The organism is Hypericibacter adhaerens (assembly GCF_008728835.1).
Lineage (GTDB): Bacteria > Pseudomonadota > Alphaproteobacteria > Dongiales > Dongiaceae > Hypericibacter > Hypericibacter adhaerens.
The window spans coordinates 5368621-5390078 of sequence record NZ_CP042582.1 but is presented as its reverse complement, the minus strand read 5'-3'; the positions used below and the strand labels follow the sequence as shown (position 1 = coordinate 5390078).

20 protein-coding genes are annotated in these 21458 nt (G+C 68.1%); 8 read left to right on the top strand and 12 right to left on the bottom strand.

Going from position 1 to position 21458, the window contains the following annotated elements:
- Positions 1 to 18 precede the first annotated feature (18 nt).
- Positions 19 to 705 (bottom strand): molybdopterin-dependent oxidoreductase, encoded by a 687-nt coding sequence (locus FRZ61_RS24100; RefSeq protein ID WP_151120162.1) that lies wholly within the window; start codon positions 703 to 705, stop codon positions 19 to 21.
- Positions 706 to 1028: 323 nt separating this feature from the next.
- Between FRZ61_RS24100 and FRZ61_RS24095 the strand changes: the two genes are divergently transcribed.
- Genes FRZ61_RS24095 through FRZ61_RS24080 form a run of 4 tightly spaced genes read left to right on the top strand, consistent with a single transcriptional unit; the run spans position 1029 to position 5929 of the window.
- A complete protein-coding gene (locus tag FRZ61_RS24095) occupies positions 1029 to 2303 on the top strand; it encodes an NAD(P)/FAD-dependent oxidoreductase (RefSeq protein ID WP_151120160.1) in 1275 nt (424 codons plus the stop codon).
- A gap of 23 nt (positions 2304 to 2326) precedes the next feature.
- Entirely contained in the window at positions 2327 to 4156 is a 1830-nt protein-coding gene (locus FRZ61_RS24090) for a tetratricopeptide repeat-containing sulfotransferase family protein (RefSeq protein ID WP_151120159.1), read from the top strand.
- 28 nt (positions 4157 to 4184) lie between these two features.
- Positions 4185 to 5000: an HAD family hydrolase gene (locus FRZ61_RS24085; protein WP_225308983.1), complete on the top strand. Its 816-nt coding sequence runs from the start codon at positions 4185 to 4187 to the stop codon at positions 4998 to 5000.
- The gene (locus FRZ61_RS24080; protein WP_151120157.1) at positions 4997 to 5929 is read left to right on the top strand and encodes an SAM-dependent methyltransferase; all 933 of its coding nucleotides are present in this window, start codon (positions 4997 to 4999) and stop codon (positions 5927 to 5929) included. The genes FRZ61_RS24085 and FRZ61_RS24080 overlap by 4 nt, the downstream gene beginning before the upstream one ends.
- Positions 5930 to 5942: 13 nt before the next feature.
- On the opposite strand, the gene FRZ61_RS24075 is transcribed toward FRZ61_RS24080, so the two are convergent.
- The 11 genes from FRZ61_RS24075 to FRZ61_RS24025 form a co-directional block, all read right to left on the bottom strand.
- Positions 5943 to 6764: an ABC transporter permease gene (locus FRZ61_RS24075; RefSeq protein ID WP_151120155.1), complete on the bottom strand. Its 822-nt coding sequence runs from the start codon at positions 6762 to 6764 to the stop codon at positions 5943 to 5945.
- Entirely contained in the window at positions 6764 to 7678 is a 915-nt protein-coding gene (locus FRZ61_RS24070) for an ABC transporter permease (RefSeq protein WP_151120153.1), read from the bottom strand. Before FRZ61_RS24070 ends, FRZ61_RS24075 begins: the two co-directional genes overlap by 1 nt.
- Complete coding sequence (locus FRZ61_RS24065) at positions 7678 to 8742, bottom strand: ABC transporter ATP-binding protein (protein WP_151120152.1); 1065 nt, start codon at positions 8740 to 8742, stop codon at positions 7678 to 7680. Before FRZ61_RS24065 ends, FRZ61_RS24070 begins: the two co-directional genes overlap by 1 nt.
- A gap of 113 nt (positions 8743 to 8855) precedes the next feature.
- Complete coding sequence (locus FRZ61_RS24060; protein WP_151120150.1) at positions 8856 to 10013, bottom strand: ABC transporter substrate-binding protein; 1158 nt, start codon at positions 10011 to 10013, stop codon at positions 8856 to 8858.
- Between the two features lie 413 nt (positions 10014 to 10426).
- Positions 10427 to 11182 carry a DUF1194 domain-containing protein gene (locus FRZ61_RS24055; protein WP_151120148.1) on the bottom strand — a complete coding sequence of 252 codons (756 nt, stop codon included), beginning with the start codon at positions 11180 to 11182 and terminating at the stop codon, positions 10427 to 10429.
- Entirely contained in the window at positions 11166 to 12173 is a 1008-nt protein-coding gene (locus FRZ61_RS24050) for an ABC transporter ATP-binding protein (protein ID WP_151120147.1), read from the bottom strand. Before FRZ61_RS24050 ends, FRZ61_RS24055 begins: the two co-directional genes overlap by 17 nt.
- Entirely contained in the window at positions 12170 to 13159 is a 990-nt protein-coding gene (locus FRZ61_RS24045) for an ABC transporter ATP-binding protein (protein ID WP_151120145.1), read from the bottom strand. Before FRZ61_RS24045 ends, FRZ61_RS24050 begins: the two co-directional genes overlap by 4 nt.
- Positions 13156 to 14100 carry an acetamidase/formamidase family protein gene (locus FRZ61_RS24040; RefSeq protein ID WP_151120143.1) on the bottom strand — a complete coding sequence of 315 codons (945 nt, stop codon included), beginning with the start codon at positions 14098 to 14100 and terminating at the stop codon, positions 13156 to 13158. Before FRZ61_RS24040 ends, FRZ61_RS24045 begins: the two co-directional genes overlap by 4 nt.
- Before the next feature lie 135 nt (positions 14101 to 14235).
- The gene (locus tag FRZ61_RS24035; protein WP_151120142.1) at positions 14236 to 15849 is read right to left on the bottom strand and encodes an ABC transporter substrate-binding protein; all 1614 of its coding nucleotides are present in this window, start codon (positions 15847 to 15849) and stop codon (positions 14236 to 14238) included.
- A 125-nt stretch (positions 15850 to 15974) separates the two neighbouring features.
- Entirely contained in the window at positions 15975 to 16895 is a 921-nt protein-coding gene (locus tag FRZ61_RS24030; protein WP_151120141.1) for an ABC transporter permease, read from the bottom strand.
- The gene (locus FRZ61_RS24025; RefSeq protein ID WP_151120140.1) at positions 16895 to 17746 is read right to left on the bottom strand and encodes an ABC transporter permease; all 852 of its coding nucleotides are present in this window, start codon (positions 17744 to 17746) and stop codon (positions 16895 to 16897) included. Before FRZ61_RS24025 ends, FRZ61_RS24030 begins: the two co-directional genes overlap by 1 nt.
- 287 nt (positions 17747 to 18033) lie before the next feature.
- On the opposite strand from FRZ61_RS24025, the gene FRZ61_RS24020 reads away from it, so the two are divergent.
- The 4 genes from FRZ61_RS24020 to FRZ61_RS24005 all read left to right on the top strand — a co-directional run bounded on the left by FRZ61_RS24020 (position 18034) and on the right by FRZ61_RS24005 (position 21431).
- On the top strand, positions 18034 to 18708 hold the full coding sequence (locus tag FRZ61_RS24020) for a TetR family transcriptional regulator C-terminal domain-containing protein (RefSeq protein ID WP_151120139.1): 675 nt from the start codon (positions 18034 to 18036) through the stop codon (positions 18706 to 18708).
- A gap of 41 nt (positions 18709 to 18749) precedes the next feature.
- Entirely contained in the window at positions 18750 to 19748 is a 999-nt protein-coding gene (locus tag FRZ61_RS24015; protein ID WP_225308982.1) for a proline racemase family protein, read from the top strand.
- Positions 19749 to 19827: 79 nt separating this feature from the next.
- Positions 19828 to 20589 carry a DeoR/GlpR family DNA-binding transcription regulator gene (locus FRZ61_RS24010; RefSeq protein ID WP_151120138.1) on the top strand — a complete coding sequence of 254 codons (762 nt, stop codon included), beginning with the start codon at positions 19828 to 19830 and terminating at the stop codon, positions 20587 to 20589.
- A 173-nt stretch (positions 20590 to 20762) separates the two neighbouring features.
- The gene (locus tag FRZ61_RS24005) at positions 20763 to 21431 is read left to right on the top strand and encodes a HisA/HisF-related TIM barrel protein (protein ID WP_151120137.1); all 669 of its coding nucleotides are present in this window, start codon (positions 20763 to 20765) and stop codon (positions 21429 to 21431) included.
- The last annotated feature ends 27 nt before the right edge of the window (positions 21432 to 21458 follow it).

Below are 21458 nucleotides of genomic sequence, written 5' to 3'. Positions count from 1 at the left end.
CCTGACGGGCGGCCTCGCTCATGGCTGAGCGCCCGTTCCGTCATTCGACGGGTCGGCGCTGCTGGCGAGCGAGCTCCCGCCCAGGGGCGAGCGGCTGTCGCGGATCACCAGGCGGGCCAGCTGGCGCACCGAGCGCGCCGCGATCGCCTCGGTATTGAGACCCGGCTCGAGCCCGATGGGGTAGAGGATCATGAGCGGTCCCATCTCGCGCACCGGGATGGCCCGGCCCTGGCGGCTCAGCGCGATCACCACATCGTGGCGCTCGACCTCGGCGAACGGGATCTCGGCGACATAGTCGTTGAGCGCGATGGCCTCGACGGCGTCGCCATGGGCGCCGACGGCGGCGAGCAGCCGGCGCAGCAGCACGCCCTGGAACTCGACCGGCGTCTCGTCGAGCGGCGAGACCGCGGTCAGGGTGACGACGCCCAGCGATTCCAGCATCTGCCGGTCGAACAGCGCTTCCCTGCCGTCCGTGGTCCAGTCGATGTCGCCGGAAACAGCCAGCAGAACCGGGCCCTTAGGCTGCGGCAGGCGCTCGCCGCTCTGGGCCGGCCACGGCAGGAGCGCCAGGACGAGCAGGATCAGGATCGGGGCGAGACGGCGGGCGGGCCCGGGCGCCGGGGGTGCCGCAAAAAGGCGATGGGACTGGATTCCCCGGCGCCCCAGCGGCCGACGTTGTGCCCTGCCCCTCAGTGCCTCGCTCATCGAAATGATGCGCGGCTCCCATCCCATGCGTCATCAAGGACCGGCCCTGGGGCCGGGCTTCGGCCCGAGTCCCCCGAATCGGCCGAATCGGCCGAATCGGATGAAGTATAAACAAATTCATAAGATATTCACTCTTATTAACGCTTTGACTCAGGAGTCGCCGGCAACCCGCTCGAATCTGAGAGGGCGCGATAAGATTATAAATATCAATATGTTATGACGCTTGCTTGCGAAATGGGCGGGCTGCTCTAATGCCGCGCCCGGTGCCGGCCGGGTGCCTGTTTCTTGACCCGCCCGTCCATCTTCGGAATTTCCGCGCCTTCATGACCTTTTCGGAACCCGCCTCCTATTACGCGGCGACAGCCCTGCCCCGTCCGCTCCGGCCCGCCTTGGAAGGAACGGTCTCGGTCGATGTCGCCATCGTCGGCGGTGGCTTCACCGGCCTCTCGGCCGCGCTGGAGCTGGCGGAGCGCGGCTACAAGGTGGCGCTGCTCGAGGCGGCGACGGTGGGGTGGGGCGCTTCGGGGCGCAACGGCGGACAGGTCAATACCGGCTATCGAAAAGGGCCGGGAGAGCTGGTGGCGCTCTTCGGGCGCGACCAGGCGCGCCGGCTCTGGGCGCTGGCCGAGGAAGCCAAGCAGATGATCCGCGATCGCGTGGCGCGCCATGCGATCGCCTGCGACCTCAAGCCGGGCTCGCTCTATGCCGTCCTCAAGGAGGAGGAGCTGGGCGAGGTCGAATCCGACCTCGAGCTGCTGCAGACCCTGTTCGCCTATAACCAGTCGACGCTCGTCGACCGTGCGGGCATGGCGCAGCGCCTCGGCACCGGGATCTATCGCGGCGGCCTCGCCGATCGGGGGGCGATGCATCTCCATCCGCTGAACTACGCGCTGGGCCTGGCCGCGGCGGCGGAGAAAGCCGGCGCCACGATCCATGAAAACAGCCGGGTCGCGAAGATCGACGCCAAGGGCCATGGCGTCGAGACGGCGAAAGGCCGGGTCACGGCGCGCTTCACGCTGGTGGCCTGCAACGCCTATCTCGAAGGGCTGGTGCCGGCGCTGGAGCCGCGCATCCTGCCGATCTCCAACTACATCATCGCGACCGAGCCGCTGGGCGAGGCGCGGGCGCGCGCGCTCATCCGCGACGATGTCGCGGTCTGCGACAGCAAGTTCGTCGTCAATTACTACCGCCTGTCGGCGGATCACCGGATGCTGTTCGGCGGGGGCGAGGTCTATACGCGGCGCGATCCCGGCGACATCAAGCGCTTCGTCCGGCCTTACATGCTCAAGGTCTATCCGCAGCTCGCCGACGCGCGCATCGACTATGGCTGGGGCGGCAGGCTCGCCGTCACGATGTCGCGCCTGCCCGATATCGGCCGGATCGGGGGCGCTCTCTTCTATGCCCAGGGCTATTCCGGCCAGGGCGTGGCGCTCACCGGCCTCGCCGGCCGCGTGATCGCCGAGGCCATCGCCGGCACCGCCGAGCGTTTCGACATCATGGCGCGGATTCCCCATCGCGCCTTTCCGGGCGGTCCGCTCCTGCGCCATCCCGCCCAGATTCTCGGTATGCTGTGGTACGCCTTGCGCGACCGCTTCTAACCAGCGACCGGATCCCCGCCTGCATGATGAGCGGCAGTCCCGACCGGCCCCCATCCGCGACCGCCGCGAAGCCCGACCCGGCGCTGCTGCGCCAGGCGGCGGGGCTGATGCGGGCGGGGCGTTTCGCGGAAGCCGCGTCGCTGCTCGAGGCGGCTGCCCGCGATATCGCCGAGCCGGGTCCTCTTCTGCTCGAGGCGGGCCGTCTGTTCCTGCGGGCCGGCGACAAGGACGCCGCGCGGCGCTGCCTGGAGGGATCCGTCGCGGCCGACCGGACGCTGGCGGCGGCGCATATGAATCTGGGCCTGCTGCTGGCGGATCGGGGCGAGCCGCGGGCGGCCTGGGCCGCCCTCGACGCGGCACGGGCGCTGAAGCCGGAGGATCCCGAGATCGCGCTCAATCTCGCGGTGGTCGAGATCAATATCGAGCCGCCGCGCGCGATCCAGCGGCTGCGGGACCTGCTGCTGCGCCACCCGGCTCATCGCCTGGCCCTCCTCAATCTCGCCCAGGCCTGCATCCGATCGGGACTTCATGACGAGGCGCTCGCCTGTCTCGAGCGGCTGCTGGCGATCGAGCCGGAGAACGCGACCTGGCAGCTCCTCGAAGCCGGCACGCTCCTGAATGACGGCCGCCTGGAGCGGGCCCGCGCCGCTTATGAGGCGATCCTCGCGCGCGACCCGAGCCGATGGCAGGCGCTGGTCGGGCTGGCGCAGATCGACCGCTTTGCCGGCGACAATGCCGGCGAGGCGGCCTGCTGGCGGCGTGTCCTGGCGATCGATCCGAACCACGCGGTGGCGCTCGCGGGGCTCGCCCGGCTGGAGACGCCGACGCCGACGGAGCGCCGGCATATCGAGCGGCTGGCGATGGCGCCGGAACGTCCGCCGTCCGAGCGCTATCCGCTGCTCCATGCGCTGTTCGATCTCTCCGATCGTGACCGGGCCGCGGACCCGGCCGTCGCCTTCTCCTATCTGGCGACGGCCAACCGCCTGAGGGGCGAATCCGAGCGGGCGGTGGGTCGCGTCTATGATGCGGCGGCGGAGGAAGCGCGGATCGAGCGCCTCATGCGCCGCTTCGACGCCGGCTGGTTCGAACGCCTGGCGCAACGGCCGGCCGCGCTTGGCGATCCGAGCGAGCGGCCGGTCTTCATCGTCGGCATGCCCCGTTCCGGCACGACGCTGTGCGAGCAGATCCTGGCGAGCCATTCCCGAGCCCAAGGGCTGGGCGAGCGGGTCGATATCGCCCGCATCGCCCGCGAGCTCGGGCTCGATGCCGATCAAGAGGGAGCGGTCGCGCCCGATCCGGCCTCGTTCCGCGGCAAGGCGCAGGATTATCTGCGGATGCTGGACCGCCAGGCCCCCGGTGTTTCGCGCGTGGTGGACAAGGCGCCCGGCAATTTCCTCCATCTGGGCACCATCGCCACCCTGTTTCCGAACGCGCGGATCGTCCATGCACAGCGCGGGGCGATGGATGTCTGCTTCTCCTGCTTCAGGCAGAACTTCGTCCAGTCGCACCGCTGGTCGACGGACCTGCGCGATCTCGGCCATTATTACGGGCTCTATCGCCGGCTGATGGCGCACTGGCAGAGCCTGCTGCCCCGGCCGATGCTCGATTGGCGCTACGAGGCGGTGGTCGGGGATCTGGAGCCGGCGGTGCGCCGGCTGCTCGGGTTTTGCGATCTGGCGTTCGAGCCGGCCTGCCTCGCCTTCCATGAGACGCGGCGCCCGGTGCGCACGGCCAGTCTCGACCAGGTGCGCCGGCCCCTCTACAAGAGTTCGGTCGGGAAATGGCGGCGCTACGAGGCGATGCTGGTTCCCTTGGCCCAGTCGCTTGCCGCCGCCGGCATCGCCGAGCCATGAGACGAAGAACGGAATCGAGGGGGAATCATTGACCCAGACCATGCAGCCGCTGGCGAGCTTCGGCCCCGAGGCGCGCCGGCGCATCCGCGGCGTGCTCACCGACATCGACGACACCCTGACGACCGAGGGCAAGCTGACTCCCGAGGCCTATGACGCGCTGGGCCGGCTCCAGGCGGCGGGGTTCCTGGTGGTGCCGATCACGGGCCGTCCTGCCGGCTGGTGCGACCATATCGCCCGCATGTGGCCGGTCGATGCGGTGGTGGGCGAGAACGGCGCCTTCTATTTCCGCTACGACGCGAAGGCACGAAAGCTCGAGAAGCGCTTTCTCGACGACGAGGCGGCGCGCGCCGAGAAGCGGGCGCGGCTGCAGCGCCTGGGCCAGACGATCCTGGCGCAGGTGCCGGGGGCCGCGCTCGCCTCGGACCAGCTCTATCGCGAGAGCGATCTCGCCATCGATTTCTGCGAGGACGTGCCGCCGCTGCCGCGCGCCGAGGTCGATCGGATCGTGGCGCTGTTCGAGGCGGCGGGCTGCACCGCCAAGATCAGCTCGATCCATGTGAATGGCTGGTTCGGCGACTATGACAAGCTCGGCATGTCGCGCCGGCTCTTCCAGGAGGTGTTCGCGATCGATCTCGACCGCGAGCGCGAGGCCTTCGTCTATGCCGGCGATTCGCCCAACGATCAGCCGATGTTCGCCTATTTTCCGCATGCGGTGGGCGTCGCCAATGTGCGCGATTTCACCGACCGGCTGAAGGACAAGCCGCGCTATGTGACGCCGTCGCGCGGCGGTGCCGGCTTCGCCGAGCTGGCGGCCGCGCTGCTGGCGGCCCGCGCCGGATCGTGAGCGATCCGGCGCCTGTCCCTTCGCGGGCCGAGGCCACCGGCCTCACCGGCTATCTGGCGCCGGAGGGCTTTGTCGATGATCTCGTCGCCGAGCTGGGAACGGTCGCGGCCATCCATGACCGGCTGGTGCTGGCCGAGGGCCCGGCACGCCCCGCCGCCTGGGCCGCCAATATCTGGCAGGAGCCGGTGCGCATCCCGATCGCGTCGATCGCCGAGGGCGCCAAGGCCTTGCGCGCCCTCCAGCGCAACTGGGCGCTCTACGATTTCCAGCTCCATGGCCGCGCGCGGCTGATCCAGGAGCGGCTGCCGCATGTGAGCGCCAAGCCGCTGCAGTTCCCGCAAGCGGCCCCCACGGCCCCTCTGGGTTCCTGGACGCTCCTCGACGCGAACACGATCCTGGCGGCGGCGCGCTGCAGCAGTCCTTTTCCCAACGGCGAGATCGCTTTCGTCGAGGACAAGCTGGCGCCGCCCAACCGCGCCTATCTCAAGCTCTGGGAAGCCTTCACCCGGCTGGGAAGGCGGCCGGGCCCGGGCGAGCGCTGCCTCGATCTGGGGGCCAGCCCCGGCGGCTGGAGCTGGGTGCTGCAGAGCCTCGGCGCCTCGGTGCTCGCGGTCGACAAGGCGCCGCTGGCGCCCGAGATCGCGAAGCTGCCGCGGATCGAGTTCCTGAAGGCCAGCGCCTTCGCGCTCGAGCCGGCGGCGGTGGGGCCGGTGGACTGGCTCTGTTCCGACGTGATCTGCTATCCCGAGCGGCTCCTGAAGCTGGTGGAACGCTGGCTGGCCTCGGGCCTGGCGCGCCACTTCGTCTGCACGCTGAAGTTCCAGGGCGAGACCGATCACGAGACGGCACGCCGCTTCGCCGCGATCCCCGGCTCGCAGCTCTTCCACCTGCATCACAACAAGCACGAGCTGACCTGGTGCCGGCTCTGAGGCTGAACGGCCCTCAGGCGGCGCTTTCGCTGGCCGCGCGCTTGCGGCGGACCAGCAGGATGAAGGCGTAGCCGCCCAGCAGCAGGATCGCGGCTCCCACGGTCGAGACGGTGCCCAGGACGGGCACGCCCGGCGTATAGCCCGCGACCATCTTCGCATACATGTATTCGGGCACGGTGGTGTCGGCGCCGTCGGTATAGAGCGAGAGCGGGAAGTTGCCCCAGCTCAGGAGGAACGAGAACAGCGCGCCGGAGAAGATGCCGGGCCAGAGCACCGGCAGCGTCACCTCCTTCAGCACCTGCCAGCGGCTGGCGCCGAGATCGAAGGCGGCTTCCTCCAGCGCCGGATCGAAGCTGTAGACCTGGATCGAGATGACGAGGGTCGCGACCGGCACCACCCAGACCAGATGGGCGAAGACCGCGGTCTTCCAGGAGGTCTCGATGCCGAGCGCGTTGAACCAGAGCAGCAGCGCCAGCCCCAGCACCGATTGCGGGAAGAAGATCGGCAGCAGCACGATCTTCTGGTAGATCGAGCGCCCGCGCCAGTCATAGCGGGCGAAGGCGAGCGCCGCGAAGAAGGCCAGCACCACCGAGATCGCGGTCACGATCAGCGCGATGGTGATGGAGGTCGAGAGCAGCGACCTGACCTCCAGCGAGGCGAAGGTCTTGCCCCACCAGGCGAGGCCCCATTTGGTGATCGGGAAATTGAAATAGCGGCTCGAGGTCAGCGAGGCCAGCAGGCCGCAGAAGGCCGGCATGTAGATGAAGAGCACCACCGCGACCGTCCAGGCCGCGATGAGCAGGTCCGACCGACGCTTGCCGCCCTCGATCGTCATCAGCGGCGCCCCAGGATGCGGTCGAGGTCGAAGCGCCGCAGCACGGCGAGGACGAGCGCGCCCACGATCAGGATCAGCATCACCGAGATGCCGGCGCCCAGGGGCCAGTTCTGCGCGTAGGTGAAGGCGATCTCGATATCGTGCGTGACCGGGATGACCGACTGGCCGCCCAGCACCTTGGCCTCGGCGATGGCGCCCACGGCGAGCACGAAGGTGAGGAGGCTGCCGATGACGATGCCCGGCATGGCGAGCGGCAGCTCGACCTCGCGGAAGATCTGCAGCCGCGAGGCGCCCAGGTCCTTCGCCGCGTCCACCAGGTCGCGCGGCACCATGGAGACGCCGAGCGTCATCGGGAACAGCATGAAGGGCAGATAGACATAGACCATGCCGAAGATGATGGTGCCCGGCTTGAACAGGATGCTGTCGAGCTCGATCCCGAACAGGGACTTGATGGTGCCGAGCAGAACGCCGCCCTTGATGAAGAACAGCACCCAGCCGTAGAGCCGCACATTCTCCGAGACGAAGAGCGGCAGGACCATCAGCAGCGTCACCAGGTTGGACCAGCGCCCGAAGGTCTTGGCGAGCCCGTAGGCGACCGGGTAGCAGATCGCGATCAGGATCGCGACCGTCACCACGGCCATGCCCAGCGACCAGAGGAAGGAGGTGTAGAAGGTCTCCTCGATGATGACGCGGTAGTTCTCGAGGCTCGGCCATTGCCACAGCGAGAAGGTGCGCGGCGGCATGAAGCTGAAGCCGATGATGGTCAGCAGCGGCGCCACGAAGCCCAGCAGCAGCAGGAGCAGGATCGGCAGCGAATGGCGCCGGCCCGCGGCGGCGATCCAGCGCCCGAGATTGACGCCGGGACGGCCCTGGGGCTGCGCCATATGGCTGGCGCTGTCCACGAGCTCGGCCATCACTCCGCCACCAGGATGCTGTCCTTCGCGTTCCAGCCGACGGTGACCTCGTCATCGAGCTTGCCGCGGAAGGGGCGCTGGCGGAGCCGCTCCAGCAGGAACACATGGCCGCCGACCCGGACCTGGTACTGGATGCGCGAGCCCAGCTCGTATTCGTTGTAGAGCTTGCCGGTGAGACGGTTCTCGGCCTCCTCGCCGTCGCCGACGAAGCGCATGAATTCGGGCCGGATCACCAGATAGCCCTGGCGGAAGCCGGGCGGCAGGGTGCCGGGGGCGAAGCTGGTCTTGAAGGCGTCGGAGACGAGCTTGCCGCCCTCGCCCAGCCGGACGTCGAACAGGTTGACCTCGCCCATGAACTCCGAGACGAACTTGTCCTTGGGCGCGGTGTATATCTCGTTGGGGCTGCCGACCTGGACCAGCTTGCCGGCGCGCATCACGCCGATGCGGTCGCTCATCACCATCGCCTCCTCGAGGCTGTGGGTGATGTAGATGAAGGTCTTGCCGGTCTCGCGGTGGATGTCCTTGAGCTCCTTCTCGAGCGTCTTGCGCAGCTTGTAGTCGATTGCCGAGAGCGGCTCGTCGAAGAAGAGGATCTGCGGGTCGTAGGCCAGGGCCCGGGCGAGCGCCACGCGCTGGCGCTCGCCGCCGGAGCATTTGGTGACGTTCTTCCCGTAGTAGCTTTCGGGCAGGCGGAGCTGGCGCATGAGCTGCAGGCAGCGCTCGCGCCGCGCGGCCGGCGCCTCGCCCCGGATCTTCAGCGGGAACTCGATGTTCTCGCCCACGCTGCGATGCGGGAACAGCGCCAGCGACTGGAACACCATACAGGTGGGCCGCTTGTTCGCCGGCACGTCGTTGATGCGCTCGCCCTTGAGCAGGATGTCGCCGCCGGTGGGCGAATCCATGCCCGCCAGCATGCGCAGCAGCGTGGTCTTGCCGCTGCCGGACGGGCCTACGATGGTGAAGAACTCCCCTTCGCGGACCTGGAGATCGATGTGATCGACGGCCGTCAGCCCGCCGAACTGCTTGGTCACCCCCTGGAGCTCGAGGATCGACGGCCTTGCCACGCCCTACCTCTTCCGAATGCCGATGCAATGCCGATTGGCGCTGAAGGATCCGTTCCGCGGGCATCCGGGACGCCGGCTTCTGCCGCCGGCGTCCCTTCTCCCGCAAAGACCGTTCAGCCGCCCGAAGCTTCGCGCTTCGCTGCCGTCATGATGTCCAGCAGCTTATCGTAATCGGGCACGATGTCGTACTCGATCGAGGCCGCCATCTCCTCCTCCAGCGAATCCCACTGGATGGCGTCGAGCTCCTCCTTGGTGAAGAGCTTGAAGCAGTCCGGATTGGCCATCTGCGCCACCGGATTGAAGGTGCCCTCGGCGAAGGCGACGGTATGCGCCACCTTGGGGTCCTGCACATATTCGAGGAACTGCGTCGCCAGCGGCGAGAGCTGCGGGTTGTTGACGGTCGAGGTCACCTCGATCCAGCTCACCCCGCCCTTGCCGCCGGGCATCGGGCCCTTCTTGGGCGTGACGCCGCGGATATTGGCGTTGCCGTCCGCGCGTGCCGGCGAGGCCGAATAGGTGCCGCCGGTCATGTGGAAGTTGATCTCGCCCGAGATCAGCGCCTGGTTCATGGTGGCGATGTCGCCCACCACCTTGGCGCCCTTGAACACGCGCTTGGCCGTGTCGGTGAACTTCGTCACCTCGTCGTCCGTGTGCGGACGGAAGGGATCGAAGCCCGAGATCAGGCAGATGTTGAAGACGTTCCAGTCATCGGATTCGAGCACGCCGTACTTGCCGGCATTGGAAGCGTCGTTCCACAGATCCCAGCCCTGATCCTCGGCCGTGGCGCGGCTGACCTTGTCGGTGTTGACGACGAAGCTGTAGGGGCCGAAACGCTGGCACATGCCGAGCAGCTCCTTGCCGTCGTCGCTCATCGCCCAGCGATAGGGCGGCTTGAACTCCGGCAGCATCTTCGCGAAATAGGGCTCGAAATGCGCGCGGTCGAGCGGCTTGATCAGCTTCTCGGGATACATGATCTTGCGCGCCCAGGGATTGTTCACGTTGATCAGGTCCCACACGTTCGTCTCGCCGGCGCGCAGGCGGTTGATCATGGTGGGATCGTTGGTGAGGGACTCCGCCTTCACCGTGGCGCTCTTGGATTGCCGGAACGGGTCGAGCACCTGGGCCGAGTTGTAGCCCTCCCAGCACAGGATGTTCAGCTCGCTCTCGCGCGCCGCCCAGGCTTGGCGGCCGAGGGCCGAGCCCGCCGTCAGGGCCAAGGCCCCGGCGCCGGCCGTCTTCAGCATCTGTCGGCGCGAATACCGCATCGTCATGCTTTCGTTCCTCCCTGAGAGCCGGCGCCTTGCTGGTCCGGCCTTGTTTGCCTCGTCTCTTGGAATTCCAGCCGAATTCTCTAAGGCGCCGGGATTGCGCTGCCCGGTTGCGACTCTAGAACTGGCGGGTCCGGGAGGAAAGCTAACCTCCGCCCGCCATTTTCACAATCGAAGATAAAACGACCCGCCATTTGCGATATAGAAAATCGCTCCCGGCCGGGTCCGCCCGCCTTGCCGGGACGCCATTCCCACCGACGATGCCCATGATTGGCGCCGGCGGCAACCCGGGACTTGACCGGCCGTGGCGCGAACTTGACAGAAAACGGTGGCGCAGGCCCGCGAGGCCGCGGGCATCGGAGCAGGATTGCATCCTTGGCAGGCAGACTGCTGCCCGACAGGGCAGCGCGGCGCTCTCAGCCGGGCGGTGCCGCGGATCGCGGCCGGTTGGCGAGGCGCGAGCCCGGGGGCCCGAGGCCCGAGATCTCCCGTACCAGCTTGGCGAGCAGGGTCTCGCGGAAGCTGGCGAGGCCGTCCGCCACCGTGACGAAGGCGCCGGGCCCGCCGATCACGTGATCCGCATAGTGCGTCGCGAGCGGAATGCCGTTGGTGAAGGCGCTGTCGTCGTTCGAATGGATGGCGAGCGCGTTGATGGTGAGGCCCGCGGCCACGGCTTCGTCGCGGGCCTGGTCCGATTTCGGCACGCCGATATCGGGCCCGTCGCCCGAGACGTCGATGACGCGGCGCGTGCCGTCATAGCCGTTGCTCGCGATGATCTTCGTCGCCAGCACCAGGCCGGCGCCGATCGAGTTGAAGCCTTGCGCGCGCCGCGGCGCCGTCAGCAGGGCCTGGGCGAAGGCCTGCGCCGAGGCCGCGTCGCGGATGACGCGCCAATCCACCACCAGGTCGGTCGAGAAGCTGCCGGCCCACTCGATATAGGCGACGGCGATGGCGCCGATCTCGCCCTGGCCGATGGCCGCGATCACGCGCGGATCGGCGATCGCGTCGGCATAGCCCTGGCGCTGCAGCCGGAGCTCGCCGGAATCGATCGAGCCCGACGCGTCGCCGGCCAGCACCAGTTCGAGATCGACGGGCTCGCCCGCCCGCGCTTCGCCGGGCGCGACGGCGCCCAGCAACAGGAGCCAGAGGGCGAGGTCACGCGCGCGGCCCATGGAGGTGGCAATCCACCAGATGCGGATCTCCGGGCGGCCCGACATTGGTGGTGGCGGGGCGCTCGACCCGGCAGCGGTCGAAGACCTTGGGGCAGCGTGGATGGAAAGGGCAGCCGGGCGGCGGCGCTTCGGGGTTGGGCACGTCGCCGGTGAGAATGATCCGCTGGCGGCGCCGGTCGGCATCGGGCTCGGGGATCGCCGAGATCAGCGCCTCGGTATAGGGATGGGCGGGCTCGCGATAGAGGCGGCGACGCTCGGCCAGCTCGACCACGCGGCCCAGATACATGACGGCGACGCGGTCGGAGATATGCTCCACCACCGCCAGATCGTGCGAGATGAAGACATAGGCGAGCCTGAGCCTGGCTTTAAGCTCGGCCAGCAGGTTCAGCACCTGCGACTGGATCGAGACATCGAGGGCCGAGACCGGCTCGTCGGCGACCACGAGCTTGGGCTCGAGCGCGATCGCGCGCGCGATGCCGATGCGCTGGCGCTGGCCGCCCGAGAACTCGTGCGGATAGCGCCGCGCGGCATCGGGCTCGAGCCCGACCAGGGTCAGGAGCTCCTCGACCTTGCGCCGCCGCGAGGCGCTGTCGCCGATCCGGTGGATGACGAGGGGCTCGGCGATGCTGGCGCCGACCGTGAAGCGCGGATCGAGCGAGGCATAGGGATCCTGGAAGATGAGCTGCATCTCGCGCCGGCGCGCGCGCAAGGCGCGCGGGGCCAGCGTCGTCAGGTCCTCGCCCTGGAACAGCACCCGCCCCGCATCGGGCTCGTGGAGGTGCAGCATGAGCCGGCCCAGCGTCGATTTGCCGGAGCCCGATTCCCCGACGATGCCGAGCGTCTCGCCCGGCTGGAGCGACAGCGAGACGCCGTCCACCGCGCGCACCGAGCCCTTGCCGTCGCGCGCCCTGAAATGTTTCACCACGCCGTCGAGCTCGAGCAGCGGCGCCAGGCCTTGCAGGCGGGCGAGGGGAGCGGCCGCGCTCGTCATGGGGAGCCGGGCACGGGATTGAAGCAGGCGGCGCGATGCCGGCTTGCCATCGCCGCGAGGGCCGGGGTCTCGGCCCGGCAGCGGCTTTGCGCGCGGGCACAGCGATCGGCGAAGCTGCAGCCGAGCCCGCGCTTGTGCGGCGGCGGCACGCTGCCGGGAATGGTCGGCAGCCGCGCCGCGGTCTCGCCCAGCTTCGGGCGCGAGGCGAGGAGACCGGCCGTATAGGGATGGCGCGCGTGCGCGAAAAGGGCGCGCGCGGGCGCCTCCTCCACGATCCGGCCCGCATACATGACGATGACGCGGTCGCAGAGCTCCGAGACCACGCCCAGGTCGTGCGTGATCAGCAGCAGCGCCATGCTCGATTTTTCCCGCAGGTGGCGCAGCAGATCGAGGATCTGCGCCTGGATGGTGACGTCGAGCGCGGTCGTCGGCTCGTCGGCGATGAGGAGCTTGGGCCCGCAGGCGATCGCCATCGCGATCATCACGCGCTGGCGCAGGCCCCCCGAGAGCTGGTGGGGATATTGCGCCAGGCGCCGCTCGGCGGCGCCGACCCCGACCTGGGTCAGGAGCCGCGCCGCCTCGGCCAGCGCCGCGGCCCGGTCCAGGCCGCGATGCTGCGTCAGCACCTCGGCGATCTGGTAGCCGACGGTGAAGGTCGGGTTGAGGCTCGTCATCGGCTCCTGGAAGATCATGCCGATCCGGTCGCCGCGCAGCGCCCGCATCCGCGCTTCCGGCAGCGCCAGCAGATCCTGTCCCTCGAAGCGGACATGGCCGGCCTCGATCACGGCCGGCGGCGTCGGGAGGAGGCGCATCACCGACATGGCGGTGACGCTCTTGCCGCATCCGGATTCGCCCACGAGTCCCACCGCCTCGCCCGCGCCGATCGACAGCGAGATCCCGTCGACGACGCGCGCCGGACCCGCCTCGCTGCGGAAGGCGATGGTGAGGCCTTCGACCGACAGCAGCGGCGGCGCCGCTTCGTTCATTCGAAGACGGCGCGCGGGAAGGCGAAGGAGACCACCCAGTTCGGTTGATCGACGATCTCGCTGATCCTGAGGTCGCCCGCGACGCTGCAGAGCATATAGGCCTCGACCGCCGAAAGATTGTGGCGCCGGCAGAGCAGGTCGATCATGCCCTTGACCGCATCGCGGGCGCCGGCGAAGAGGTCGGGCCCGATGCCGGTGGTGGCGTCCCAGCCGTTCCTGGCGCGCGGATCGGCGCCGCGGTTCGGGATGAAATAGCGCGGGTAGGCGAGATTCGCGTCCTTCACCAGCTCGAACTTGAGGCCGATATCCATCTGGCTCTCGATCGCGGTGCCGCAGATCTCGCCGTCGCCCTGGGCGGCATGGGTGTCGCCGACCGAGAACAGGCCGCCCGCCACCTCCACCGGCAGCCAGAGCTCCGTGCCCTCCGCCATGTCGCGGATATCCATGTTGCCGCCGACGCGGCGCGGCGGCACCACGCTGTGATGGCCGGCCTCGGCGGGAGCGAGGCCGATCGTGCCGCAGAAGGGCCGCAAGGGCACGCGGCCGCCGGCGCTGAAGGCGGCGGGGCTGCCGAGGCTCTTCTCGTATTTCCAGATATGGAGCGCCGGCTCCTTGAACTGGTCGGCCAGGAGACCGAAGCCCGGGATGTTCGCGGTCCAGCCCCAGCCCGAGGCGCTGTAGCCCAGGATCGTCACCTTGACCGCATCGCCGGGCTCGGCATCGGCGATGTAGATCGGCCCCGAGACCGGGTTCACCTTGCCGAAATCGAGCTTGGCGACATCGGCGATGGTGGAGCTCGGCGAGAGCTGGGCGCCCGAGGAATCGATCGTCTTGAACTCGACCGTGTCGCCCGAGGCGATCATGAGGCGCGGGGTATTCCTGTTGTCCCAGCCGAAATGATGGTGGGACTTGTGGATGGTGTGGTTGCAGCCGAGCGTCATGACGATGCCTCCCTCGTGATCCGCCGTTCGGGATGGGTCGCGGCGGTTATGATGGATCAGGCTGGAAACGGAAGGCGGGCGGCGGCCCTCGTCGGCGCGCCGCCCGCCCCGTTTCAAGCCTACTGCGCGCTGAATCTACTGCGCATCCGTCGAGAAGATGTAGTCGTAATTGACCGGGATGTGGATGGGCTCGACGAAGAGCTGCGGATCACCGCCCACATGCGGGCTGTGCATGGTGTAGCGGGTCTCGTTCATGATCGGGACCCAGGGCGCGTCCTTCATCACATCGGCATAGATCGAGGCCCAGGCCTTGTTGCGCTCGTCGGCCTTGGCGGGATCGGTCATGGCGTCCGCTGCACTGGCCCGCTTGTCGAGCTCGGGGTTGCAGTACCAGGACCAGTTCCAGCCGCCGGCGATGGCGCCCGAGCAGCCCAGGATCACGCTGTAGAAGTTCGACGGATCCGGGAAATCGGCGATCCAGGCGAGACCGCCCGACCAGACCATCGGCGCCTGGCCCTCGGTGCCGCCGGCCGAGATCACCTCGGCCTGGGCGATCGCCTTGATGTCGGCCTTGATCCCGACCGCGGCCAGATCCTGCTGGATCGCCTGGGCGATGCGCGGCTGCGGGTCGGTGTTCATCACGTAGAGCTCGGTCGAGAAGCCGTCGGCGAGCCCGGCCTCGGCCAGGAGCTTCTTGGCCTGGGCCGGATCGTAGGGATAGCCCTTGTAGTTGGGGTCGTAGCCCGGCATGGCCGGCGGCAGCACCTGATTGGCAACCTTGGCGCGGCCGTTCAGGATCTGGACGATGCGCTCCTTGTTGATCGCCATGTTGATGGCCTGGCGCACGCGCACATCGTCGAGCGGCTTCACCTTGACGTTCAAGGCGACATAGCCGGTATGGAGCTGCTCGCCGGGAACGACGAGATCCTTGTTGGCGGGATCGTTCGTCACCTGGACGAACTGTGCCGGCGGGATGCCGTCGCCGAGGATGTCGACCTCGCCCTTCTGCAGCCGCAGCAGGTTGACGGTCGGCTCCTGTCCGATCTCGAAAGTGATCTTGTCGAGATAGGGCACGCCCTTCTTGTTGTAGTCCTGGAACCGCTCGAGCGTCAGGTTCTGGCCCGGATTCCATTCGACGAACTTGAAGGCGCCGGTGCCGACCGGATGGTGACCGAAATCGGCGCCGTATTTCTCGACCTCCTCCTTGGGCACGACATAGGAGAAGTTCATCGCGACGATATGGAGGAAGGCGGCGTTGGGCGAGGTGAGCTTGATGACGACGGTCTTGTCGTCGGGCGTGGTGATGCCCGAAAGCGTGGTGGCCTTGCCGCCGGCGACGTCGTCATAGCCCGCGATATTGCTGAAATAGCCGGCGCCGGGGCTCTGGGTCGCGGGCGTCACGGCGCGCTCGATCGAATATTTGACGTCGGCGGCGGTCATGGCGCGGCCGTTATGGAATTTCACGCCGTCGCGCAGCTTGAAGCTGTAGGTCAGGCCGTCGGGCGAGATGTCGAAGCTCTCCGCCAGGTCGGGGACGAGCTTGGTCGTGCCGGGCTCGTAATCCATCAGCCCGTCGAAGATGCTCTTGATGATCGACCAGTTCTGCCAGTCATAGCCGACGGCCGGATCGAGCGTGGAGATGTCGTCCTTGTAGGTGATGACGATCGAGCCGCCCTGCTTGGGCGCGGCATCGGCCGGCAGGCCCGACAGCAGCAGGGCTGCGGCCGCGGCGATAAGAACCCGTTTCATGAGTTGCGTTCTCCTCCCTTTGCGATGTTCCTCGGAGCCCTGGCGCTCTTGACGGTGCCCTGGGCGGTCGTGGCGGCGATTCTGGTCCCCGGCTTCACTCCATCTCACAGAAATCGCGGGCATTGTCAGCGTAACCTGATCCGGGGGTCAATCAGCGGCGTGATCAAATCCGCGACAAGATTTCCGATCAGGATGCCCAGCGCCGCCACCAGCGTGACGCCCATGATGATCGGGATGTCGATGCGCTGGATCCCCATCCAGGCGAGCTGGCCGATGCCGGGCCAGCCATAGACCGATTCCACCACCACGGCCCCGCTCATGAAGATGCCCACATCGAGCCCGACCATGGCGACGATCGGCAGCACGGCGTTGCGCAGGGCATGGACCAGCACGACCTTGGCCGGCCCCAGCCCCTTGGCCTTGGCGGTGCGCACATAATCCTGGCGCAGCACATCCACCATCGAGGAGCGCATCATGCGGGCATACCAGCCGCCGCCGCCGATCCCCAGCGTCAGGGCCGGCAGGACCAGATGGCCCAGCGTGCCGAAGCCCCCCATCGGGAAGAGGCCCAAGAGGTTGGCGAACAGGTAGAGCAGCAGCAGCCCGACCACGAACTGCGGCGCCGAGACGCCGGCGAAGCTCGCCATCATGATCCAGCGGTCGAGCGGGCTGCCGCGCCGGGTCGCCGCCAGGATGCCGGCCGGGATGCCGATCAGGAGCTCGAAGAAGATGGCGCCGGCCATCAGCAGCAGGGTCGCCGGCAGGCGGCTCAGCACCAGCTCGGACACCTGCGTCTTCTGCACATAGGAGCGGCCGAGATCGCCTTGCGCCAGGCGCATCAGATAGCGCGCATATTGCTCGGGGAGGGGCCGGTCGAGGCCGAGCTGCTGGCGGATGTTCTCGACCGTCTGCGCGCTCGCGTTGCGGCCGGCGATCATGCGCACCGGATCGGCCGGGATGATGAAGGTGAGGCCGAAGGTGACGATCGTGATCCCGATCAGGATCGCGAGGCTCGCCAGCAGCCGGCGCGAGAGATAGCCCCACATCAGCCGCGCCCCCGCTGGGTCGGGTCGAGCGCGTCGCGCAAGGCGTCGCCCACCAGGTTGAAGGCGAGCGCCACCAGCAGGATCGCGGCGCCGGGGAAGAACACCAGCCAGGGTGCCGAGAGGAAGTAGGACTGGCTCTCGAAGATGATGCCGCCCCAGGACGGCGTGGGCGGGCGCACGCCCACGCCCAGGAAGGAGAGGGTCGCCTCGAGCAGCACCGTGGTGGCGATGCCGAGCGTGGCATAGACCAGCACGGTCGGCACCAGATGCGGCAGGATGTGGCGGAAGAGGATGCGCAAAGGGCCGGCCCCCAGCGCGCGCGTCGCCTCGATATAGTCGCGCTGCGCCAGCGCCCGCGTCTCGGTATAGACCACGCGCGCGATCTGCACCCAGTTCACCATCGCGATCACCATCGCCACGATCCAGAGCGAGGGCGCGAAGATGGCGGCGAGCGCGATCGCGAGCAGCAAGGCGGGAAACGCCATCATCAGGTCGGTGAGGCGCATGATGGCGGAGGAGAGCCAGCCCCCGACGAAGCCGGCGACGGAGCCCAGCAGCGCGCCGACGACGACCGCGACGCCGTTCGCCGCCACGCCGATGACGAGCGAGGTCCGGGCGCCATAGATCAGGCGCGACAGCAGGTCCCGGCCGAGCAGATCGGTGCCGAGCCAGAAATGGGCATTGGGCGGCAGCGGCGAGCCCTCGAGGGTCAGCCCGTCGAAGAACTGTTCCGCCGGATCGAAGGGCGCGATCCAGGGGGCCAGCGTGGCCAGCAATACTGTGGCAGCAATGATGACCAACCCAGCCAGGGCGAGCTTGTCCTGCCGGAAGCGCCGCCAAGCCTCGTTCATGATGCCCGACCCGGGACCGTCCTTGAGATCCGCCCTTGCACAAACCGGCTTGTCGATCGAAGCGGGGCGGTGCCCGATGCTAATGCCGACACGTCCCAGGTCAATCGGCTGGCCGCTCGGCGGCGGTGTTATTCAGCGAAGTCATGAAGGGCATGACGATTCCTGTGCCATCAATCTCCTGGCTCCGCCGGCCCTTGTAACCCTTCTGACAATAGGGTTAGGTTTGTGGATTGAGTGGGCAATCATTGAAGACCGCCCCGACCTGATTGACGGCAATTGTAAGGTCCATGGAACTCAACGACGCAACCATCCAGACGGCACAGCCCGGCCGGCGTCCGGGCGCCAAGCGGGTGGTCAACGAAGCGCGTATCCTGGCTGCCGCCGAAGAGGTTTTCGCCGAGGCCGGCTATGCCGCGGCCTCGATGGCGGCGATCGCCGAACGGGCCGGATTGCCCAAGGCCAACCTGCACTACTATTTCGGCACCAAGGAGCAGCTCTATCGCCGCCTGCTCGACACCATCGTCGATGGCTGGCAGGAGACGATGGATCTCTTCACCGCCGACAGCGATCCGGCCGAGGCGTTCCGGCTCTATATCGCCGACAAGATCGAGTTCTCGCGCCGCCGGCCGCGCGCCTCGAAGATCTTCGCCAACGAGATCCTGCACGGCGCGCCGCATTTCCTGTCGGTCATCGAGGGACGCATCTCCGAGCGCTTCCAGCGCCATTGCGAAGTCATCGATGGCTGGATCCGCCAGGGCAAGATCGCGCCGGTCGAGCCGCATCACCTCTTCTTCGTGATCTGGGCCTCGACGCAGCACTATGCCGATTTCGACACCCAGATTCCCGCGCTCCTGGGCAAGGCGAGCATCGGGCCCGAGGATTACCGCACCGCGACGGAACTGATCACGCGCATGGTGCTGGCCACGCTCGGTCTTGTCACCGTCAGTCCCGCCCGGACCTGATCTTCCGCCAGACTCCGACCTGATTTTCCGGAAGTCCTGCCATGGCTGATCCGCTGGCGATTGAGACTGTCGAGATGCATACCGGCGGCGAGCCCGTGCGCCTCGTGCTCAAGGGCTATCCGCCGATCCCGGGCGACACGATCCTCGCCAAGCGGCGCTATGCGCGCGAGCGGCTGGATCATCTGCGCAAGATGCTGATCTTCGAGCCGCGCGGCCATTTCGACATGTATGGCGTGATCCCGGTCGAGCCCGACCTGCCGGAGGCCGACCTCGCCGTGCTCTTTATGCATAACGAAGGCTACTCGACCATGTGCGGCCATGCGGTGATCGCGCTCGGCCGCTGGGCGGTCGAGAGCGGGCGCGTCAAGCGCGCGGCCACGGGCGAGACGCCGGTCAATATCCAATGCCCTTGCGGGCTGGTGCGGGCCTGGGTGGCGGCGGACGGCGCGGTGCGGTTCGAGAGCGTGCCCGCCTTCGCCTTCGCGCTCGATGCGCACGTGGAGCTGCCGGGATCGGGCAGGATCGCGCTCGATATCGGCTATGGCGGCGCCTTCTATGCGGTGTTGCCGGCCGAGCGTGTGGGGCTCTCGCTGCCGGGTTCGTCCTTGCGCGATCTCGTCGATGCGGCGGCCCGCGTCACGGCGGCGGTGAAGCAGCAGATCGCGCTCAGCCATCCCGACGACCCCGACCTCGCCTTCCTCTACGGCACCATCTTCACCGATGGCGGCGACGGCGCCGAAAAGCCCTCGCTCAATGTCTGCGTCTTCGCCGAGCGCGAGGTCGATCGCAGCCCGACGGGCAGCGGCGTCACCGCCCGCATGGCCCTCCAGGCCGCGCGGAAGACCGCGGGGCCGGGCGAGCTTCGCCGCTTTCAGAGCCTGACCGGGGCCGTTTTCACCGGCCGGGCGCTGGGGCGGGCCCAAGCCGGCGCGTTCCCGGCGGTGCGGGTCGAGGTGGGCGGCCGGGCCCATTTCAGCGGAACCGCGCGGTTCAGCCTCGAGCCCGGCGACGAGATCGGCCGGGGCTTCCTGCTCGGCTGACCGGTTTCTGTCCCGGCTTCCGGCGCGCGCGCATCGCGTTGTATCGTGAGCGCCAGGCAACACGGGTAAAACCTCTTCCATGACCGAAGCCGACCGCCAGGAGCAGATCCTCGCCCTCGTGCATCAACGCGGTTTCGTCTCGATCGAAGCCCTGGCGGAGCATTTCTCGGTCACCCCGCAGACGGTCCGGCGCGACGTCAACCGGCTCTGCGCCAAGTCGCTGCTGCGCCGCTATCACGGCGGCGCCGGCCTGCCGTCGGGCATCGAGAACGCCGCCTACCAGGCGCGCCAGGTGATGCAGCTCGACGAGAAGAAGCGCATCGCCCATGTCGTGGCCGAGCAGATCCCCGACGGCAGCTCGATCTTCCTCACCATCGGCACCACCACGGAGCAGGTGGCCCGTGCCCTCCTCGATCACCGCGCGCTCAAGGTCATCACCAACAACCTGCATGCGGCGAACATCCTCGCCGAGAACGCCGATTTCGAGGTGCTGGTGGCGGGCGGCGTGATGAGCAGCCGCGAGCGCGGCCTGGTGGGCGAGGCCACGGTGGAGTTCGTCGGCCAGTTCAAGACCGATTTCTGCGTGGTGGGCGTGGGCGGCATCGATGCCGAGGGCACGCTGCTCGATTTCGACGTGCGCGAGGTCCGGGTCTCGCAGGCCATGATGCAGCATGCCCGCCAGACCATCCTGGCGGCCGACCACAGCAAGTTCGGGCGCAACGCCATGGCGCGGCTGGGCCGGCTCGAGGAGGCGCAGTTCCTGGTCACCGACCGGCCCCCGCCGGCCGCGCTGAAGGGCCTGATCAAGCGCAGCAAGATCAAGCTGCTTCTGGCCCGCTGATCCGGCCGGCGCCGGCCGGGCGCGGGCGATGTTCGATTTCGATCATCCTCTCCTGAAATATTTTCGTTTGTGAAAACAGCCGCGGGCGACTAGTCTCCCGGAGCTTGTCCGGTCGCGGGCCGTTTCCGGGAGGATGGCCGGCCGGCCTCGGGGGCGTAAGGAAGAGGGTTTTCATGGACTTCATTTTCATGCTGACGCGCGACGACCAGACCATCGAGGACTGTGTCGAGCTCTATGACACGATCCGGGCGCTGCCGCTCAAGCATGTGGGGTTCAAGGATGTGGGCGTCGCGCCGGAGGTGCTGAAGCGGCTGCATGGCAAGCTGAAGCAGGACGGAAGGACCACCTACATGGAGGTGGTCAGCACCAGCGAGGAAAGCTGCCTGCGCTCGGTGCGCATCGGGGCCGAGCTCGGGGTCGATTGCCTGCTCGGCGGCACGCAGATCGACCTGATCCTGCCGCTGCTCAAGGGCAGCCGCACCGGCTATTACCCCTTCCCGGGAATCCCTGTGGGCCATCCGACCAAGCTCGGCGGCAGCCCTCAGCGCGTCGCCGCCGACACGAAGAACGCGGTGGCGAAGGGCTGCGCCGGCGTCGATCTGCTCGCCTATCGCGCGACCGAGGCCGATCCCCTGGACCTGATCCGCGCGGCGCGCGGCGCCACCGAGCGTCCCGTCATCGTGGCCGGCTCGATCAACTCGCCCCAGCGCATCCGCGACATCGCGGCCGCCGGCGCCGATCTCTTCACCATCGGCACCGCGGCGCTCGATGGCAGCTTCCATCCGCGCCAGGGGCTCTTGACCAACCAGCTGAAACGCATCCTCGAAGCCTGCGCCGCCTGAGGGATGGCGGAAGGTTTGCGGCGGCGA

Coding starts and splice junctions, on each gene's coding strand:
- FRZ61_RS24100 (WP_151120162.1), bottom strand. CDS start 705: ATGAGCGAGGCACTGAGGGGCAGGGCACAACGTCGGCCGCTGGGGCGC.
- FRZ61_RS24095 (WP_151120160.1), top strand. CDS start 1,029: ATGACCTTTTCGGAACCCGCCTCCTATTACGCGGCGACAGCCCTGCCC.
- FRZ61_RS24090 (WP_151120159.1), top strand. CDS start 2,327: ATGATGAGCGGCAGTCCCGACCGGCCCCCATCCGCGACCGCCGCGAAG.
- FRZ61_RS24075 (WP_151120155.1), bottom strand. CDS start 6,764: ATGACGATCGAGGGCGGCAAGCGTCGGTCGGACCTGCTCATCGCGGCC.
- FRZ61_RS24070 (WP_151120153.1), bottom strand. CDS start 7,678: ATGGCCGAGCTCGTGGACAGCGCCAGCCATATGGCGCAGCCCCAGGGC.
- FRZ61_RS24060 (WP_151120150.1), bottom strand. CDS start 10,013: ATGACGATGCGGTATTCGCGCCGACAGATGCTGAAGACGGCCGGCGCC.
- FRZ61_RS24055 (WP_151120148.1), bottom strand. CDS start 11,182: ATGGGCCGCGCGCGTGACCTCGCCCTCTGGCTCCTGTTGCTGGGCGCC.
- FRZ61_RS24050 (WP_151120147.1), bottom strand. CDS start 12,173: ATGACGAGCGCGGCCGCTCCCCTCGCCCGCCTGCAAGGCCTGGCGCCG.
- FRZ61_RS24045 (WP_151120145.1), bottom strand. CDS start 13,159: ATGAACGAAGCGGCGCCGCCGCTGCTGTCGGTCGAAGGCCTCACCATC.
- FRZ61_RS24040 (WP_151120143.1), bottom strand. CDS start 14,100: ATGACGCTCGGCTGCAACCACACCATCCACAAGTCCCACCATCATTTC.
- FRZ61_RS24035 (WP_151120142.1), bottom strand. CDS start 15,849: ATGAAACGGGTTCTTATCGCCGCGGCCGCAGCCCTGCTGCTGTCGGGC.
- FRZ61_RS24030 (WP_151120141.1), bottom strand. CDS start 16,895: ATGTGGGGCTATCTCTCGCGCCGGCTGCTGGCGAGCCTCGCGATCCTG.
- FRZ61_RS24025 (WP_151120140.1), bottom strand. CDS start 17,746: ATGAACGAGGCTTGGCGGCGCTTCCGGCAGGACAAGCTCGCCCTGGCT.
- FRZ61_RS24020 (WP_151120139.1), top strand. CDS start 18,034: ATGGAACTCAACGACGCAACCATCCAGACGGCACAGCCCGGCCGGCGT.
- FRZ61_RS24015 (WP_225308982.1), top strand. CDS start 18,750: ATGGCTGATCCGCTGGCGATTGAGACTGTCGAGATGCATACCGGCGGC.
- FRZ61_RS24010 (WP_151120138.1), top strand. CDS start 19,828: ATGACCGAAGCCGACCGCCAGGAGCAGATCCTCGCCCTCGTGCATCAA.
- FRZ61_RS24005 (WP_151120137.1), top strand. CDS start 20,763: ATGGACTTCATTTTCATGCTGACGCGCGACGACCAGACCATCGAGGAC.